This window comes from Salinimonas iocasae, assembly GCF_006228385.1.
Lineage (GTDB): Bacteria > Pseudomonadota > Gammaproteobacteria > Enterobacterales > Alteromonadaceae > Alteromonas > Alteromonas iocasae.
Genome location: NZ_CP039852.1, coordinates 2,629,280 through 2,648,461, shown reverse-complemented (window position 1 = coordinate 2,648,461; position 19,182 = coordinate 2,629,280). Strand labels below are relative to the sequence as shown.

The 19,182-nt window shown below is 46.3% G+C and carries 11 protein-coding genes; 6 read left to right on the top strand and 5 right to left on the bottom strand.

The annotated features are described in order from the left end of the window. Positions 1–422 precede the first annotated feature (422 nt). The 3 genes from FBQ74_RS18960 to FBQ74_RS11760 all read right to left on the bottom strand — a co-directional run bounded on the left by FBQ74_RS18960 (position 423) and on the right by FBQ74_RS11760 (position 8,205). Positions 423–587 (bottom strand): hypothetical protein, encoded by a 165-nt coding sequence (locus FBQ74_RS18960; protein WP_168190658.1) that lies wholly within the window; start codon positions 585–587, stop codon positions 423–425. A 250-nt stretch (positions 588–837) separates the two neighbouring features. After that, the gene (locus FBQ74_RS11765; protein WP_139756846.1) at positions 838–5,328 is read right to left on the bottom strand and encodes an EAL domain-containing protein; all 4,491 of its coding nucleotides are present in this window, start codon (positions 5,326–5,328) and stop codon (positions 838–840) included. Between the two features lie 195 nt (positions 5,329–5,523). Next, on the bottom strand, positions 5,524–8,205 hold the full coding sequence (locus tag FBQ74_RS11760) for an insulinase family protein (protein ID WP_139757952.1): 2,682 nt from the start codon (positions 8,203–8,205) through the stop codon (positions 5,524–5,526). Positions 8,206–8,447: 242 nt separating this feature from the next. Between FBQ74_RS11760 and sixA the strand changes: the two genes are divergently transcribed. Together sixA and FBQ74_RS11750 are read left to right on the top strand one after the other, a co-directional pair. Then, entirely contained in the window at positions 8,448–8,957 is a 510-nt protein-coding gene (gene sixA, locus FBQ74_RS11755; RefSeq protein ID WP_139756845.1) for a phosphohistidine phosphatase SixA, read from the top strand. Between the two features lie 168 nt (positions 8,958–9,125). Beyond that, the gene (locus tag FBQ74_RS11750) at positions 9,126–9,305 is read left to right on the top strand and encodes a hypothetical protein (RefSeq protein WP_139756844.1); all 180 of its coding nucleotides are present in this window, start codon (positions 9,126–9,128) and stop codon (positions 9,303–9,305) included. A gap of 24 nt (positions 9,306–9,329) precedes the next feature. Here the strand turns inward: FBQ74_RS11750 and FBQ74_RS11745 are convergent, their stop codons facing one another. Next, the gene (locus FBQ74_RS11745; protein ID WP_139756843.1) at positions 9,330–10,625 is read right to left on the bottom strand and encodes an HlyC/CorC family transporter; all 1,296 of its coding nucleotides are present in this window, start codon (positions 10,623–10,625) and stop codon (positions 9,330–9,332) included. Between the two features lie 102 nt (positions 10,626–10,727). Beyond that, on the bottom strand, positions 10,728–11,522 hold the full coding sequence (locus FBQ74_RS11740) for a cytochrome C assembly family protein (RefSeq protein ID WP_139756842.1): 795 nt from the start codon (positions 11,520–11,522) through the stop codon (positions 10,728–10,730). Between the two features lie 235 nt (positions 11,523–11,757). Between FBQ74_RS11740 and ffh the strand changes: the two genes are divergently transcribed. From ffh to FBQ74_RS11720, 4 genes are all read left to right on the top strand, one after another. Further along, positions 11,758–13,149 (top strand): signal recognition particle protein, encoded by a 1,392-nt coding sequence (ffh, locus tag FBQ74_RS11735; protein ID WP_139756841.1) that lies wholly within the window; start codon positions 11,758–11,760, stop codon positions 13,147–13,149. Positions 13,150–13,392: 243 nt separating this feature from the next. Then, entirely contained in the window at positions 13,393–17,079 is a 3,687-nt protein-coding gene (locus FBQ74_RS11730; RefSeq protein WP_139756840.1) for an ATP-binding protein, read from the top strand. After that, a complete protein-coding gene (locus FBQ74_RS11725) occupies positions 17,076–17,711 on the top strand; it encodes a condensin complex protein MksE (protein ID WP_139756839.1) in 636 nt (211 codons plus the stop codon). The genes FBQ74_RS11730 and FBQ74_RS11725 overlap by 4 nt, the downstream gene beginning before the upstream one ends. Further along, complete coding sequence (locus FBQ74_RS11720) at positions 17,708–18,928, top strand: phosphoenolpyruvate carboxylase (RefSeq protein ID WP_139756838.1); 1,221 nt, start codon at positions 17,708–17,710, stop codon at positions 18,926–18,928. The genes FBQ74_RS11725 and FBQ74_RS11720 overlap by 4 nt, the downstream gene beginning before the upstream one ends. Positions 18,929–19,182 lie beyond the last annotated feature (254 nt).

Genomic DNA, 19,182 nt, shown 5'->3' with positions numbered 1-19,182 from the left:
GAAAACAGCATGACATTTTTGCTTGAGAAGGATTAGAGTTCTGATGCAGCCAAGTGTGTCCGTGTAAAAATCGAACAATTCAGACTGGCTTTTTTGGGTGATTTCTGTACAATTCGCTTCCCGCTTAAATACGGGCCTATAATGCACGGGGGTAGATAGTAGTGATATTAGCAATTTGGCCGGTATGGCTTTTCATCGTTTCAGTGATATCTGGTGGGTATTTTTACGTCGAAGCTACAAAAGCAGGTATGAAACGAAAAAACTGGGCGCTAGGTGGTTTGTTATTGGGCCCAATGCTGTTTCCGCTATTTAACATTCATCGGTTTATACTAGTCAAACAGGCGCTGGGCAGAGAGAATATTTGGCTTAATGCGTGAGAGAAGCAGAAGAGGCCGTTGCCTCTTCTGGCTTGAATTTGGTCTTTATTTATCTACACCACAAACAAAGCATTTCCCTGGTTTAGGACGATACAGCTCCGTTGAGTTTTCTGTTTGCTGCTTTTCCAGAGGACGAGCGGTTTCCTGCGTATCTGATGCTACTGGTGCGCTGCTGGATAATACAAGTGCTACGGCGTATGCTTTCAACATTTTCATTCTTCCTTAGATAATTTGAACAAACAAACCGCGTTTTTATTATGTTGCGGCTGTGGAAGAAATATTGCGATTACTATGCCAACTCTAACATTTTCTTTGTAATCAAGGCTTTACAATTTTGCTGGTACTTTTTTGTCAAAAAAATGGCGGTGCTGAAATAGTATTGCCATTTTATCGACTATGTTAGCAAGCTAAGTTCATTGTTTTGAGACGGAAAGTCTTCTACCAGCAATGCTATACGGAACTACACCTTTGGTTGGTTGATGAGCTCATGAAGCTTTTGATTTTCGTTCAGTAATTGCTCGAAACGATCAGCAGGTAGCGGTTTGCTATATAGATAGCCTTGAAGCATCTCACACTCATACTGACGCAGAATAGAGAGCTGATTCTCATGCTCTACACCTTCTGCAACCACCTTTAGACCAAGGTTGTGAGCGATATTAATGATGGATGCTGCCATATGACGATCGACATTACTTTTGGCGATATCGTCAATAAAGGCTTTATCTATCTTTAGGGTGTTTAACGGGAAACGCTTTAGATAAGCCAGCGACGAATAGCCTGTGCCAAAGTCATCCAGTGCCAGGTGGATACCCCGCTCACGTAAACGTTCCATCATCATAAGCCCTTGCTCTGGGTGCTCCATCAACGTACCTTCGGTAAGCTCACATTCAAGGTGGAGTGGGGACAGCCCGACATCGTTTAGGACCTTGATAATTCGCTCATCAAGATCGGGTAATTCAAACTGTTTAGCAGAAATATTAACGGCGACCCGACCAGTGAATATACCCTGATTAACCCAGCGCTTTGTGTCGCTTAGGGCCTTTCGTAAAACCTGGTCCCCAATCTCGATAATCTGCCCAGTCTGCTCTGCCAGCGGAATAAACTGACCAGGGCTAACGATCCCTTTATGCGGGTGTTCAAAGCGCACCAGCGCCTCCATACTCACCAGGCGTCCGGTAAAAATATCAACCTTGGGCTGATAATACACGGTAAACAAATCGTCCTTTATGCCCTGACGAATAAGATTTTCAATTTGCAGCTGCCTGACGGCATTCTGGTTCATTTCACCGCTGAAAAATTTGTAGCTGTTACCGCCATTGTTTTTCGCAAAATACATGGCTGTATCGGCATTTTTCAGCATTTCCTGAGACGTAGTGCCATCCTCAGGGTAGAACGCGATGCCGATACTTGCGCCCAGAACGAACTCCTGCTTATTGATAATAAACGGCCTGGCAAGGCTATCCAAAAGGCCCTGGGCGAAGTGGGTGATAGTGTGAATGTCAGATTTGTCTTCCAGCAGGATACTGAATTCGTCACCACCAAGACGGTAACAGGTTGCCGTCGTACCGGTCATGCGTTGAATGCGTTTAGCAATTTGTTTAATCAGCACATCACCGGTTTGATGCCCTAATGAATCATTAATTTTCTTAAAATTGTCCATGTCCAGGCAGAGTAGGGCATGGGCCTCAGCCCGGCGCACTAAGTTCTGATGACTTGCCTGGAAAAACGACCGGTTAGGTAAGTCGGTGAGCGGGTCTGCATTAGCCAGTTTCAACAGCTCTTTTTCAGTGCTTTTTCGTGATGTAATATCAGAAAATACGCCAACGAAATGACTAATGCGGCCATCTTCATCGTGAACCGCATCAATGTTTAGCTCTATCTCAAATTTTTCGCCGTTGACACGCACGGACTCGACTTCGCCAAACCAGTTACCTTTAGTTTTAAGCGTCTTTTTGATTTCCTCGGTAAATGCTTCGGGGTACTGATGGAAGTACATATACGAAGCCAGCGCCTGGTCGCGGGTTTCCCCCGTATAAGTACAGTAAGCGTTATTAACTGAAATAAATTTGAAGTTAGTATTGGTAATAAATACGCCCTCAGAGATATTCTCAATAGAGCGTTTGAATAGATTTAGCTGCTCTTCGGCTTCTTTAAGGTGGTGGATATTTTTCAGCGTACCCGTCATGCGGACGGGCTGGTTATTATGGTCACGAGTAACGACTTTGCCCCGGTCAAGAATCCATATCCACTGATTACTAAACGTCTTAGCCCGATAGGCCAATTCATAAAAGTCTGTCTTATCTTCAAGGTGGCTTTTTAATGCTTCCTGCACACGCATTAAGTCGTTAGGGTGAATATTGGCATCGTAAGCAGTAGAAGTACGGATATTGTCCTGGGGAAAGTCCAGTGTGCCCCAGGTATTTGAGCGATAGACCTGCCCACGATAAACATCCCAGTCCCACAGTTCATCACCACTGCTCCACAATGTGAGCTTTAAGCGCTCTTCTGATTCGCGGATGGCTTGCTGGTTGTGCTTACGAACTTGATACTGTCTTAGCAAGAATAATAAAAATGTACTTACCACAACAGCATAAAAGACAAGAGCTACCGTATGCAGCCAAGGAGGTCGGCCAACGTGAATTGACTGTTGTGCTGAGCTTGACCAAGTTTTACCCTTTTCTCTGGCCTGAACTTCAAAAACATATGATCCGAATGAAACATTGTTAAACTGTGCTGTACGACTATTTTCTGCACCTATCCAGTTGTCGTCAAAACCGAGTAAGCGATAGCGATACTCAACCAGCGTCGGGTTTGCAGGGTTAACCAGCTCGAAATTAATTGTAAAACGAGATTCGTCATAGGCAAGCTCTACGACATTCTGACTGCCAAGCCTTGCATAATCACCGTCAGACAAATTATCACCGAATGCGCGTACAACGGTAACTTGTGGTGCTTTTGTTATAATCGGAGCTTCAGACTTTCCGGTGAGCTCCTCGGGTTTAATTATGTTAAACCCTTTTGTTCCACCAAAGATAAGTTCACCAGAGGTTGTTTGCAGTACGGAATTTTCATTGAAATCATTATAATTGAGCTCTTCCAGATATAGCGTATTTTTTTTCTCTAATGTTAGTAAGTCTAATTGATAAATAGTGTTATTAGTAGTAATCCAAACAGTGCTATCCACACCTTGAGCCGATAGCACGGTACCCTCAGCCTGGCCCATCTGCGATTGACGTTTAATTTCAAAGCTTTTTTGATTTAGTTGAAAAACAGCATTATTTGTATTTAAGAGCCAAAACGAATTTCTCCACTCATATACAAAAAAAACTCTACCACTGGCACTAGGTAAGGTAATTTGCTTAATTACTTTTTTCCGTTTCGGCTCATAAATAATTATATTGTCGGTAGAGTTAAGCCATACTCTACCTTTTGAATCTATGTGTAACAGCGAGCTTTGGCTAGTAGAAATGTCCACATGATGGATTTCCATTAGGTCGGCCACATCAACATTGTCACTTCTATCTTTTAGCAACTTACTTTGGACGGCAATTAGTTGCACGTTCTTATCAGCAGGAGAAAACCAAACTTGACCCTCTTGATAAAGAATTGTGTCAATTAACTGATTTGGTAAGAAATTCGCAATTTCAATCAATTGGTCATTGGTAGGCTTGTATACCGAAACACCGCTGGAATTTGCAATCCAAAATAGCCCATTATCATCAATAACTAAGTCCCAGAACGTTCTGCCTGTATTTTCCAGAAAATAACTTATGTCACCAGTTTCTTTATCAAATCTACCCAACCCCTCACTTTGTGTTACAAACCAGATCTTTCCTTCCGCATCCTCATCCAGTGCCCAGATAGCATTACCTTCCGTTTTTTCCTGAAATGCTTTCTCGTTAGAAAATAAACGGCTATTATCAAGCTGTGGGTTATATGTGAACAGACCGTGATAAGAACCCATCCATATTTTCCCTGTGGTGTCCTGCAGACCACTGAAAATATAGCGTTGCGTCAACCCGGTTAGTTCTGCATTCTGCGGTCCTATAGATACAAACTGCTCTTGAGTAGGCGAGTAAATTGACAAATTATTATCGGTTCCAAGCCAAATATCTTCATCAACCTCCAAAATACTAAAGATATTATCCGACCCCATAAGCGGATGAGTTAAAACCGTAAGTTGCTTTTTAGTATTTCCCGAGCCGGCAATTTGATATACACCATGATTAGTTGCTATCCAGTAATCTCCCTGAATAACAGCAATATCTCTTATTCGTTGAGCACTTATATTAAAAGAATATGGATTCGCGTCAGTGGCTGAGAATAATTCTTTTTGAGTTTTGTCATATATGAACAAACCGTTGCTGTATGTACCGATCAATAGCTTAGAAGCTTCATCGTGAATTGTGACAACGCGCGAGTCAAATTGCAGTCCGGAATCATAGGGTTTAATGATTTCGCTTTGATTATCATAGAGGTAAATACGAGCTCCGGCTGCAACCAGTAAATCGCCTTCGCTACTTGAACCAATAAATGAAATATTATTTGATTTTAATGAGGAGTTAGATTGATTAAATACTTTAAAATCATCGCTCTCTGGTTGATATCGCGCTAATCCATCTAGCGTTCCAATCCATAGTACACCTTCAGCAGTAACAAAAAGCGATCTTACTACGCCTGAGGGTAAGGATGCGGCATTAGAACTATCAGGCAAGTACTGCTTGAACTCATAGCCGGAATAACGGTTGAGCCCGCCGAGAGTGGCTATCCAAATATACCCATCCGGTCCTTCAACGATATCCAGGATCGTGGTATCAGAAAGACCATCCCGAAGTGTTAGTTCTTCGAAATAGATGTCTGTAACAGAGACAGCATGCGCGGATGACGTAAAAAGAGGTCCGCAGCATACCAATAAGAATATTGTACATAAGCGAGCAATGGTTGAGCGCACCAATACACCTTTGAATGGCTTTATAAGCCTTATCGTTATTAGTTTAATTGTTTTATCGGCAATATTCGTTCAAACCGAACTACCAATATGCCCAAATCACTCTTTCTCTACAACTTTTTTTTGCCAGACTAGCGTGGCTTGGTGAATTTTTGCACAAAATTAAGCCTTTGGTATAACAGACAAAGGCTTGAAGGATTACTCATGCATCATAGACTTGAAGGTTGCTATGTCATCCTCTCTCACTCCCGGGGAGGGCGGGTCAGTATCAAAATGGCCATTAGCAAATAAAACCAATTCGCCGTATAGCTGGCGATTTGCAACTCGCTCGGCATAGGCTCTAACGGTATCAAATGTCATATTTTTGACACAGTCGGCTAGCCTTGCATTACGGTTGAACTGGTAATCAGCAGTACCGAGGCTTATCCACAGACGCTGTGACTTCATGGAGAGCGACAAATCATGCTCATGAAGTTGTTTAAGCAGATTCTGCTGAATGGTATGCCAATACGCGCTGTAGAAATCTATCTCGTTTAGTTGATTGAACAAAAACTGGGTGATTTCTTTTAAGATAACCGCAGCCGGATACCGGGGGCTCTGAACATACAATGCCATGCCGGGGTGCTGGTTATGCGGTACATAACCTGTGCCTACCACGTAACCCAATTGTTTTTGAGTTCGAAGAACATTGAAAAATGGGCCGGCCAGCATCTGTTCAAGCACCATGCAAAAAACGGTATCTTCGATGGAGGCACTAGGTGCCTGTAAATAAAGGACAACCGCTGCATCATCATGCTCACTGGGTACATTATGTAACAACGTTTTGCCGGCAGGCAGCCGTGATACCGAGCGCGCCAGTGGCGCACCGGATGCACCAGGCGTCAATTTTTTGACATTGCTGCAGAAAAGTTTGGCTTCGTCCCCAGACCAGTTGCCATGCATGAACGTTTCAAGGTAATAATGGCTAAGAGCAGACTGTGCTGTGCTTATCATTTCGTCGTAACTACACCCATTGACGGCATCCAAAAGATCAACCGGTGCCTGAGTATTGCGCTGTATCAACACACTTAATCTTGAGAACAACCGGTTAGTTGGCTTGTTCATTAACGAGTTTTGCAGATTTTGAATTTGCATCGATTTGCGTAAGGCAAACTGCTCACGATCTGGTGTGGTCGTACTAATGGCAGAAATGAGCTGCTTAGCAAGCAGAACCTGCTGGTTGGTAAAACCTCTGGTATGCAGACTGAACCCTGCCTGATGGCCATATAAGCGATAGTGAAGACCCGCAATCTCAGCGCGATAGTAACGCGACTGCAGCGCATCATTCAGGCACGCCAGCCAAATACGTTTGGCAGCTGTCGCTTTGACATCTGTACAAAAGGCCTCGGTGTCAAAAGACAGGTAAATATCGCCTTTAGGGCTATGAAACTGATGATCCTGTCCAAACCAGCTTCGATAGCCATGTTCCTGATGTATTAACGCAGGTTTTGCGTAGCCCGGCTCAGGCAGGCACAAGGCGTATTCTTTACCTAAATACGGGTTCGGTGGTGGTAGCGTCATTTGCTCATGACAACCTTCATCATTCAGCGATTTTATTAATGATTCGGGCAGGGGGGCAGTTGCATATTTTGCATCGTAATAACGACACAACTTGTCAGTTTTAATACCCGGCGCAATCAGCTTAACTCTGATTCTGCTGGCGTCGAAGTATTGTAACGCTTCCTCTAAACACGCTTTGTCGTAGGTCTCTATCGGAGTTCTGAACAGAGGGATCTCTTCAAAGGAATACAAAAATAAGTGGTGCGAATATTCACAGGCAACCGGCATCAGTTTGGGCGCATCCTCATACTGATAAGCCAGAGCGAACAACTGCATCTTTTCTTCGTAACGCCATTGCTCGTTGATTCCTTTTTTAATTAATGCCAGAAAACTGAATAAAGCTTTAAGAATCTTCTCACGCTTTTCCAGCCCTTCCGGAGTTAACTGAAAACTGACATTAAAATCTTTGAAATCATCCCCTTCGATACCACTACCAGCGATAAGGTTAGTCACCCAATTCTGTTGCTTCAGGTAATTAAGCAATGAACCCTCACCCTCATCGCCCAATAAATGGCTGATATAATCTAACGGTTTGACCTGATAGTTATTGTGTAAGCCGGGCAGGGGAAAGGTTACTATCATTCTGCGCGCTGCCTGCAGTGGCTCTATATTTATCTGTGTACCCATCTGTTCAGGACGATATAGATCAGGCCAGTCTGCCGGCGCAGGATTACCTTGACTGATAATCCCGAACTGCTCTTCCAGCATTTCAGTTAGCGTATCTTCAGGGATTGAGGAAAATATGCACATTGCCATGTTAGTGGCAGAGTAAAATCGCTGATGATGCGTAATAAGCGCGCTTTGTAAATGCTCAATGCCCTCACGGCGGAAGATTTGTGCATTACCTACCGAAAACTTACTGAAAGGATGATCCGGATTACAGGTTTCTTTATGTATCTGATAAAGCCGGCGTAAATCATCTTTACGTTTAAACTGAAATTCCGCTTCAATAGCCTCGACTTCTTTATCAAGCGCTTCAGGCTGAAGTAGCGGATGTGCCATCATGTCACAGAACGCGGGCAGCATTGCAGGAAGCGCATCTTCGTGGCAGTGGAAGTGATAGTTAGCATACTCAGTGCCTGTCCAGGCGTTGATTGCACCGCCGCAACGTTCAGCCAGATCATTTATTTCGTTTGCTTTGGGAAGGTGCCGGCTACCGAGAAAAAGCGCATGTTCCAGTAAATGAGCCAGCCCCTGGTAGTCCTCAGGATCATAGAAGTGGCCAGCCTTTACCGATAACGACACGTACGCCGCCTCGCCCTCCGGAGGTTGACACAGCATCACGCGCATGCCGTTTTTCAGCGTTATGAATTTTGATTGTGCTAAATTTAATGTTGTCAAAATGCTCTCAGGTCAAAAGGATTAGCTACACGTTTAAAACCGTATTTCAGCCTAGTGAACAGCACAATCAGATAAGGCAAAAAATGTGAACGAACAACACCATGTTTGTTTTTAAACGCTAGGCGTGTAAACACAGTTCTGATATTGTTACGTAGCAGTAATCCATAGTATTAATAATTGTTATGCCACGTCAAAGCAGCGACTCTACCTTGCTATTCATAATGCGTCATGGCGAAGCCGAGCCCGCTCGTCGTGATGACCGCCAGCGGCAGCTTACTGACAATGGCCGGTTGCAGTCATTGGCTACGTCTGAATGGCTGGAAAAGTACAGTCAGCATCAAACAATTGATATGGCTCTTGTTTCCCCTTACCGCCGCACGAAGCAAACATTCGAAATGATGCAGCAGCACCACCGTTTTCTGAATAATCAGATTTGCAATGATATCGTGCCGGACGGGGATATTCATCTGACACATGATTACATTGATGCGTTGCTTCAACAATCCCGATCACGACTTAAACCTTTGCGCTCGATACTCCTGGTTAGCCATATGCCTTTTGTCAGCTATCTGTTAGACGAGATCTGTCAGATACAGCGTATGCCATTGTTCGCTACCGCGTCAGTTGCTGTCGTAAACTATTCTGGCATTGGCCACCGCGGTGAGCTGTTGGAACATTATCAGGGGCGTTAAGTTCCGTTTTCAATAAGATAGCCGGCAGCATTGCTCAAATTTTTGTCATATTTTTGACGATTGCTCTTCAGAACTTCCGATCCCGACCGATATAAGATCTAGTGAAAAGCTGCTGCGCAAAGTGCGCCGTGATTAACCGGTAGGTTTTTGTAGGGGACGGACATCATCATGACCACCAAATCGATTCCTGAGCTTCTCAGGCGTTCGCTTGAAAGCCATATGGCCGAGTCGGATTTGCGAGAAGACGAAGAGATGCGCGAGTTACTGAGCAAACTTAACAATTTGTCATCGAAAGTTGCTGCCGCAAAAGCGCAGGTCCTGGCCAGGCGTACTCAGGTTAAAAAGTAACGCTTTATACCATTTTATTGCTTTCTAGTTATCGCTTTCCGGCTCGGCTTGCCGCGTATAAAATTCCGGCATTATTCTTACCGTTTTAATCATGTTCTCGTTGATATCCACAATTTCAATCGGGTAGCCTGCCAACCGAACACTTACCTTATTTTCCGGAATTTCTTCCAAATACTCTAATATAAGTCCGTTTAGTGTTTTAGGGCCTTCCGTCGGCAGCGTCCACTCCATTTCTTTATTCAGGTCCCTGATATTGGCACTGCCGTCGATCAAAACGCTGCCATCTTGTTGGACATTCACCTCTTTACTGTGGTCCGGCACCATGCTGGTTGTAAAGTCACCAATAATTTCTTCCAGTATATCTTCCAGCGTCACCAGGCCCATAATGTCGCCATACTCATCGACGACCAGTGCAATACGCTCTTTTTCAGCCTGGAATTTATACATCAATGTATGCAGTGGAGTAGACTCCGGCGTGTAATAGATCTCGCGCACAGCACGTAGCAGACTTGATTTGGTAAACTGGTCTTTCGACAACAGGCGCAGCGCATCACGCACATGCACAAACCCGACAGCATCATCAATGCTATCCCGATACAACAAGACGCGAGTATGCTGTGAACTTGTCAGCTGTTTCTGAATTTTTTTCCAGTCGTCATTAATATCAATGGCGAAAATCTCGGCCCGCGGCACCATGATGTCTTCTGCTGTCACACTTTCTAGATCGAGAATACTGACCAACATATCCTGGTGTTTCTTGGGGATCATTGCGCCTGCTTCATAGACTACCGTACGTAATTCCTCACGGCTTAGTGAGTCATCACTACCGTTTGTCGGATTTATTCTCAGCAGATGTAGAATGCCGTTTGTAATGCTGTTTATCAAAGCAACAAATGGATACATCAGGGTAAGCAGGGGAAGCAAAATCAGTGAGCTTGGGAACGCTATTTTCTCGGGATACAGCGCTGCCAGTGTTTTTGGGGTAACCTCAGCAAAAATAAGCAGAATCAGCGTCAGACCGAAGGTGGTAGCGAAAAAGCCCCAGTAATCACCAAATAAACGCACACAAATAATGGTTGCAATGGACGAAGCGGCGATATTTACCAGGTTGTTGCCTATCAGGATCAGGCCAATCAACCGGTCAGGGCGCTCAAGTAAACGCTGAACCCGATTAGCGGCGCTGTTGCCTTCTTTTTGCAGGTGCTTCAGCCGATAACGGTTTATCGACATCATGCCTGTTTCTGAACTGGAAAAGTACGCTGAAAATAAGATTAGCACCGCCAGAATAATAAAGAGGGTGCTGGTAGATATGTCGTCCAACTATCGGGTTCCTGTACCTAAAGAGATGTTCAATGTAGTAATTTGACGGGCAGGTTGCAAGGCTAAACCCAAATTAGCAAAAGTGAGCCATTTAAGGGATAGTTACAACAAAAACTCGCGGACAAAGCGACTGCCAAAATACGCGACGCTTAGTAGCAGTACACCAATTACATTTAAAATTATGGCCTGACGGGCTCGCCAGCCTTTTAATTTCTGACCAGCTAATACGATAACATAAAGCACCAGTGCAAACATCGAAAGTACTGTTTTATGAGCGTATTGCTTACTGAACATATCCTCCAGAAATATGAAACCACTCACAAGCGAGATAACAAGCAGCACTGTACCAATCTGCACAAGTTTGAACATCACACTTTCCACCATCATTAACGGCGGCAGTGAGGAATGCAATAAACTGGAGCCTTTTTGCTTAAGCCTGTAGGTAATGTAGGACATTTGCAGTGCGTATAAAAATGCGATGACCAGCGCCCCATAGGCAAATAAGGACAGCGTAATATGGATAACCAGCCCCGGCTGTAACTCAATATGCATGATATGTTCGACAGGGATCAGCAGGGAGGCAGCTACTGTCAGCGCGGCGAAGCAGAATACCACCGGCAGCAGTATCTGATTAGGCAGCACCCTGGTAGAGGCCAGCATTGCGCTGCTTATGAGCCATGAAACCAGTGACAGTACATTGGTGATACTCATATTCTGACCAGGGGCAATCATAATTGCCTGCACCAGAAACACGATATGGGCAAGTGCAGCCAGAACAGCCACCGTTTGGGGCAGAGCAATATTTTCGGAATGCTGATGCTGAACGAATCGGCTGACAAGCATTGCCGCGCTGAAAAAATAAAAAAAGATAGCCGCTATGGCAAAAGGCGTGGTCATTAATATTCCCGTAAATACAGTCTCGAAAGGCTATCATCCATGTGAAGCAAGCCACAGCAATGTTTCAGCCCGCCGCTATTGATACTGTAAGTGACCGATAAATTCAACCATTGCTATTGTTTTTCGCGCAATCAAAGCCATCTATAAGCAAAAGTGTAACAACAATGGTACGTTGTGCGGCCAATTTTCGTTATACTATCGCCTGTTAATTATCATCAATAAAAGACTGCTTTGTATGTTTGAGAATTTATCCGACCGCCTTGGCCAGTCGCTGCGCAATATCAGCGGGCGGGGGCGTCTTACCGAAGACAATATCAAAGAGACACTTCGCGAAGTTCGCATGGCTCTGCTCGAAGCAGATGTCGCACTGCCTGTAGTTAAAGAATTTGTTGCACAGGTGAAAGCGCGGGCCGTGGGCACCGAAGTCTCTAAAAGCCTTAAGCCCGGCCAGGTGTTTATCAAAATCGTTCAGTCTGAGCTTGAAGCGGTTATGGGTGAGGCGAACGAGAAGCTGAATCTGGCCACAAAGCCACCTGCCGTTGTTTTAATGGCGGGCTTGCAGGGTGCCGGTAAAACCACCAGTGTGGGTAAGCTCGCCAAATATCTAACTGAGCGTGAAAAGAAAAAAGTCATGGTGGTGAGTGCAGATATCTACCGCCCCGCTGCGATTAAGCAGCTGGAAACGCTGGCCAATGAGGTCAACGTAGGCTTTCATCCATCTACCGTACTGCAAACGCCCGTAGACATCGTCGAAGGGGCTATAGATAGCGCGCGCAAACAGTTCTACGACGTTCTGTTAGTGGATACCGCCGGACGTCTTCATGTCGACAGTGACATGATGGACGAAATTAAAGCGCTACATGCCGCTGTTGAGCCGGTAGAGACACTCTTTGTTGTTGATGCGATGACAGGTCAGGATGCGGCGAACACAGCGAAGGCGTTTAATGACGCGCTGCCATTGACTGGTGTCATTCTGACGAAAGCCGATGGTGATGCCCGCGGTGGTGCTGCATTGTCAGTACGCCAGATAACCGGTAAGCCTATCAAGTTTCTTGGTATGGGTGAGAAAGTTGATGCGCTTGAACCTTTCCACCCAGAGCGTGTTGCATCTCGCATTCTGGGAATGGGTGATGTTTTAAGCCTTATCGAGGAAGTTGAGCGTAAAGTTGATAAAAACAAAGCGCAGCAACTGGCGAAAAAGGTTCAAAAAGGTAAAGGCTTTGACCTGCAGGACTTTAAAGAGCAGCTCGAGCAAATGAAGAACATGGGCGGAATGATGGGCCTGATGGATAAGCTGCCGGGTATGGGCAATATGTCTGAGAAAATTAAAGACAGCGCCAATGATAAGCAGTTTAATCAGATGGAAGCCATTATCAACTCAATGACGCCGGGTGAGCGGGCTCGTCCTGATATCATCAAGGGGTCACGTAAGCGTCGTATTGCGGCTGGCTCTGGTACACAAATCCAGGATGTAAACCGGTTGCTTAAGCAATTTACGCAGATGCAAAAGATGATGAAAAAAATGTCTGGTGGCGGCATGAAGAAGATGATGCGCCAGATGAAAGGTATGATGCCTCCCGGTGGTGGTGGCATGGGCGGTGGCGGCGGTATGTTTCCACCGCGCTAGCATGCTGTATTGTATAATGAGAGGCCGTCCTGAAAAGGGCGGCCTTTTTGTTTCCGATGCGGAACTTGTATGCAGTATAAGCAGGTATACAGATACAGGCTGGGAAATTTCTGCGATTCATAATACACTTTCGTGCGCTGTAAATGTGGGCAAGGCAATCTGTAAATAATTACTCACCGGCAACCTTCTATTGCCGGTATAAAACGCGCTGCGCCGTCGTCACCATGCAACAACAGGAATTCTATGGCTGGTTTAAAACGCATTATTTTAATCGATACTCATCTTCCCGGCGTTGTCGAGCTGAAGCTTGACGGCCATACCAATATTTGCGGTACCAATGCGTCAGGCAAAACAACCCTGCAGCGACTGATTCCGGTTTTTTACGGTGAATATCCCAGTCGTGTCGTACCCGCAACCCGGGACAGTTTTGAAAAGTGGTACCTGCCGCGCACTTCCAGCTTCATTATTTACGAATATACCCGCCCTGAAGGTGATTTGTGTCAGGTGGTACTCAGCTCATCAGGGAGTGGCGTAAACTACCGGTTCATCGGTAAGCCATTTGATATTACTGATTATCTGATAGAGCAGAAGAACAAAAAACACAGCAGCGTGTCGAGTGTTGAGTTAGCTCGTGCGATGAAGCGAAATAACATATTGGTAACCAGCCAACTGAACACAAAAGATTTCCGGGCTATTTTACAAAATGATCAGGGCGTGCTGAATCAAAGCAGTAATGCCCGAGAGTTATTAGGTTATGCGCGTATTTTCAGTTTGTGTTCGCAGCAATCGCATATTCGGCATATGGAGAAACTGGCGAAAGCGGTGCATTCAAAAGAAGGCAAAATGGAAACTATCAAGGCGATGATTGCTGCGATACTAGAGGAAGACGGGGTGCAACCGCCCACGTCGAGCCTGAGCCGGAATCGCGTGGATGACTGGCTTAAAGAATGTCAGCTCATTAAGCAGTTTGATCGCATCCGCCCCGAATTTACCAAACTTGAGCAGGCTAATCTGGCCCTGACTACCGCTGAACAAACACTCGGCACGATAAAAGGCCAGTTCGAGCAGGATAAAAGCCAGCTCTCAGCGCGAGTAGAGCAGACCAAAACCTCGCTGGAAGATAACCTGCACCAGCGCAAGCAAAACGATTCGCAGTGGTATGAGCAGCGCGATTTACTCAATCAGACTGTGTCCGGGGCCAGGGCCGATGTCGAAAAGTTTAGTGCTGAGCTAGAAGCAGTAGAGCATGAGTACGAGCAGTGGCAGGAATTAGATATTGAGCAGCTGCGAGAAGACGTGGCAAACCTGGCGCAGTGGCAGAATGAACTGGAAACGGTCTCATCCCGCTACAGCCTGCTAACCGAAAAACACCAGGATATAGAGTCTGCCTTCGCCCGACGTTTGGCAGAGGCGGGAGAAAAGTTAAATGCGACCCTTGAGCAACTGTCTGCATCCCGACAGGAAGCGGCGCAAAAACAGAGCGATCAACAGCAACAGGAAAGTGAGGCGCTGCATGAAATAAAAGCATCGTTCGCACAGCGCCAGCAATCGCTTAAAGAGGCATATCAGGCGCAACTAAGCGAACTTAAAGTCAGTGAGGCCGAGCTAAAGGCCAGTGTCAGCAACGTTGGTTTTAACGAATTTGAGCAGTCTCAGCTGGACCTGATGGATGCAACGATTAAAGAAGCTACTATCAATGAGGATGCCGCGCGCGCTGAATACAGGCAGGCTCAGACGCAACATCACAAACTGCAGCAATCGCGACAGGATGCATCTCAGGCGTTGGATAAGGCTCGCCAGCTATATCAAAAAGAAGAGAAAGCTGTATCTGCAGTTAATCAGTTACTTTACCCGGGGGAAGGTTCCTTGCTGGAATTTCTGCGCAAAAACGCAGATAACTGGGAGCAAACACTGGGCAAGGTACTGCGTCCTGAATTGCTGGACCGGAGTGACCTAAGCCCCCGAATGGCAGATGAAGGCGCGTCCCTTTTCGGTATTGATTTATCTACAGAAGCGCTTGATACCCCAGAGTACGCCCAGAGTGAACAGGCTCTCAAACAGCAGCTTAATGATGCTCAGCAGCGTCAGAAGGATGCGCTACTGGAGCAAAATGCAAGCGAGCAGGCCTTGGCCAAAGCCAATGAAGAGGTAAGAAATGCCGAACTGACGCTTACCCAGAAAGATAATCTGGTACGCAGTGCAGAGTCTGCCCGTAAACGCGCCCAGCAGGATAAAGACGGTCTGTTAAGCGAATATCAGCAGGCATTATCAGAAAGAAAACAAAAAGCCCGCAGTAAACTGGATGCAAATACGCAGTCACAGAAGAAAATTGCCGCGCAATTCGAAGCAGACAATGATGAATTAAATGACCAGTTGCGTGAAGCCCAGACAGAGCACCGTTTTCACTGGCAGCAACTGATAGGCGATACCAAAGCGCAAATTGCACAGTGTGACGCCGATATTAATAAAGCCAGAGAGCTTGCGGCCAGTGATCGAAAAGACATGGAAGCCTGGCTGGAAAGTGAGCTGGACAACCGCGGCGTGGATGTTGATGAAATTGGTCAACTGAAAAAGCGCATCAAATCACTTAAAGACAGCATCACAAAAACAGAGTCTCAGCGGCATAAAGTTAATGACTACGAGCGCTGGTATCAAACTGTTTTCACCGGGCATAAGGTTAAGTGGCAAAACGGCCTGAGTGAAGCCCGTAAAACATTATCTGATGCTGAGCGCAGTCTGGCTCGGCAGAACAGTAGCTATCGGGAAAATCGGGAAGCGCTTCAGGATGCGCAGCAAAAGCTGGAAGTTACACTGAAAACCGCAACGGAGCAGTTTGAGCAGGTCAGTTCGCTGGGCAAAGCCCTTGCTCGTATAAGCCTTGCAAGCACCGAGCAAACAGATGAGCAGCGCTTCGATGATGTGAGTATCGGACAGCGGCTGTCACAGGCGCAGGCATTGCTCCAGGAGCGAGAAGAATTGCTCAGCGATGTGCGTAATTATGTCGAGCGCTTTGATCAGCTCATTGCTGCGCAGGCTGGCACAGGCCTTTCTGATACCTGGGAAAGGGCTCGTCAGGAATGTGCCGTTATCAATGCGCACGGCGTTAAAGGTATTGACCACCGAAGAATGGTGACACACCTTTCACAACTACTGAATGTGATTGTTCCGCAGAAGCTACAGGGGCTCAAGGAACAGGGACGAATCTTCGGTGCCGACCTTACTCAGTATTATTACGTACTGGCGGACATTGATAAGCGCATTGTTAGTCAGAGTCGCCGAATAACGAAAGAAGTCGACAGCGAGCTGTTCCTTGATGGCGTATCGGATTCTGCTGTAAAAATTCGCTCACGCATTAGTGAACTCGAGTTCTGGCCAGAACTGGAGCAATTCAGGGGGCTGTATGATGAATGGATGGCCGCTGGTGCCGCCGAGCTACCCGACGAGGAATACGGGCAAAGTATGCGTCGGGTTCTGGATATACTGGGCCGCGCCGCTCTGACAGGTGGTATCAGCAAATTGCTGGATATTGAGTTACACCTGCGTGAAGGAAACAGTGACCTGATTATCCGTACTGATCGACAACTCAACGAATCATCCAGCCACGGTATGGCCTATCTGATTTTGTGTAAATTTCTGCTGGCTTTCACGCGGTTATTACGCAGCGATGGCAGTACCACAGTCCACTGGCCTATCGATGAACTGGGTACGCTGCACCAAAGCAATGTTAAAAAGATTTTTGATGCATGTCACAAAAACAACATCAGTGTTGTTGGCGCATTCCCCAACCCGGAGTCAGATGTGCTTACCTTGTTTGAAAACCGCTACCTTATCGATAAAGTCAGTCGTAAGCTGCAGGTTGTGCAACCTAAAGCCAGTGCCATCGCCGAGCGTATTCAGGCTCGCAGAACTCAGGAGGAAGCGTCAGCATGATGTCTGAAGCAGGTCGTATTCTCAGCCAGTTACTGGAAGGAAAGTTTATTTGTCAGGTGACGGACGAAGAGGCATGGCGCTTTTTGAAACGCCGTGAAAATGCCGATACGCTTGAGCCTCACCTTAATATGCTCAATCGTACGCTGGCCAGCTCTGCAGAAGGGGAGGTGTTTTTTGCCGCGTATCTTACATTGGGTGAGGGCGAGCGAAAAACATTACTGAATCAGTTTCAGGAAACTACATCGTCACTGGTACCATTGGTGGAATGGCTGATGCTGGTTCAGCAGGCTGGTGAAGCCGATGTTCCCGTGACAATGGGCAGCGCCATCCGGCTCAACGAGTTGCAATCTGTCATTGAGGATACCCCGGCGTACGCTGAGCAACTGGAGAAAATTTCCCGCTACCGGATGTTTAATTCAACCAGTGTCAATCTGGACGGGCAGTTGAAACAGGTTTTCAGGCGTTTGACAGACCTTGGATATCTGGTTAAGCCTAATGCGGATAAACAGATTTACCTGGCGACCGGCCGTATCGAGCATCTGTATGATGTCATTAAATTTATCGATGAAACCGAATCGCTGTCGTTGTCAGAGCAGGCCGAAGCCGCAATCAGTCAGGGAAGTCTGATATGAGTCAGGTGCTTATCCAGGCCGGGAGCAAACTGCTCAACGCACTTGGCCGGCATAGTGAGTTGATAATGCAGGCTTATGTCTCCGGGCATGTAAATGAGCAGGAGCACAGTAAGAAGGTGCTTGACCAGCTGGTTCAGTTGCAGGTGCTCTGGCGGCCAGAACCGCAAAGCCCCTTACGGCTGAAGGCGGCGGTGCGTACACTTCTGGAAGGCAGTCTTCAGGATGAACGAAACCGTACTATCAATGCCAATATCGGTGCGTCCCTGGCCAGCCTTAAAACATTGACCGAGCATTACAAAGAAGCGCTGCACTATAATCGTTTCAATGAGGCGCATGCGCACATGTCTGATCTCACCGAACATGTGTATCAGTTGACCGAATCGTTAGCCAACAGTGTCAGAGTCATGTTCAGCCGAATAAATAACGAATTCGGCTATGTTTCTTCAGTAGATGCAAAGATTCGTGAAAATGAACTTGCGCAGAGCCAGGTATCGGAACTGCTGACTCAGTTGGAGTGTTTCCGCTTTGATGAACTTAGTGAGCTGGCAGGTAGTAACCGCGAATTGCGACAGCTATTGGTTGTGGCACTGCAACAAAATTTTTCCAGGGCTGCACAGGAGCTTTCTGTTGCACAGGCACGATTGTTGGAATTACTCGGTCGCTTCAGAGAGTTCCAGGGACGAACCCGGCTACTGAAAGGTTTTTTGCTACATGTGGAGCAACAAGCCGACTTCTCACCTGGGAACTATGCGAATTTAAGTGATGTACCGGTGCTCTTTAATCAGGCTTCCGCAATGCTCAGTAACGCCAGTGTCGATGTAAATAATGTTGAGCACGAACAAGATTTGCAACAATTGGTGGGTGCGCTCACTGATATACATCGCCGCCAGCCGGATACTGAAAAACATCAGCCGGCGAGTGAAATCGACGTAAGTGAACAAGATACCATTTCGCTGGAAAAGGAGCCTGTTCAGCAGGCCGTAGAGGCGTATTTCTGTCAGGTTATCGATTCCGGCCAACCGTGTTCGGCGCTTACCTACTATGAAGCGCAACAGCTGGATTTTGATCCGGAGGTGTGGCTTTACCAGGTAATAGGCGGTTATCAGGCGCTTACCGACCAGGATAAGCAATATTTTGCACTTGACCACACCGGACAAGCCCACGCCGTATTCAGTGGCAACTTCTATATCAATGATATTACCCTGGGCTTACGCTAGCTCACTATGGTGTGCCGGCTATTTTCAGGGCCGGCTCACGATTTGGTTTTCTGTCATTATCTTCTATACTTTTAGCAACTGCATCACAGCAGCAATTAGCCGAACTCCGGCCGATAGTCGCTCATGTTCTGCACACTTACACAGACTTCATATAAAGGGCTGAACTATCTTCAGAAAACGCGCGTAATGCGTGTGTCACTTTGTTCCGGGCTGCCTGAACAGGTGATATGTACCCTCATTAATCACAATAAAGT

What these genes read in the sequence shown, in the direction of transcription:
- FBQ74_RS18960 (WP_168190658.1), bottom strand. Translation starts at nt 587, where the DNA reads ATGTTGAAAGCATACGCCGTAGCACTTGTATTATCCAGCAGCGCACCA.
- FBQ74_RS11760 (WP_139757952.1), bottom strand. Translation starts at nt 8,205, where the DNA reads ATGCTGTGTCAACCTCCGGAGGGCGAGGCGGCGTACGTGTCGTTATCG.
- sixA (WP_139756845.1), top strand. Translation starts at nt 8,448, where the DNA reads ATGCCACGTCAAAGCAGCGACTCTACCTTGCTATTCATAATGCGTCAT.
- FBQ74_RS11750 (WP_139756844.1), top strand. Translation starts at nt 9,126, where the DNA reads ATGACCACCAAATCGATTCCTGAGCTTCTCAGGCGTTCGCTTGAAAGC.
- FBQ74_RS11740 (WP_139756842.1), bottom strand. Translation starts at nt 11,522, where the DNA reads ATGACCACGCCTTTTGCCATAGCGGCTATCTTTTTTTATTTTTTCAGC.
- ffh (WP_139756841.1), top strand. Translation starts at nt 11,758, where the DNA reads ATGTTTGAGAATTTATCCGACCGCCTTGGCCAGTCGCTGCGCAATATC.
- FBQ74_RS11730 (WP_139756840.1), top strand. Translation starts at nt 13,393, where the DNA reads ATGGCTGGTTTAAAACGCATTATTTTAATCGATACTCATCTTCCCGGC.
- FBQ74_RS11725 (WP_139756839.1), top strand. Translation starts at nt 17,076, where the DNA reads ATGATGTCTGAAGCAGGTCGTATTCTCAGCCAGTTACTGGAAGGAAAG.
- FBQ74_RS11720 (WP_139756838.1), top strand. Translation starts at nt 17,708, where the DNA reads ATGAGTCAGGTGCTTATCCAGGCCGGGAGCAAACTGCTCAACGCACTT.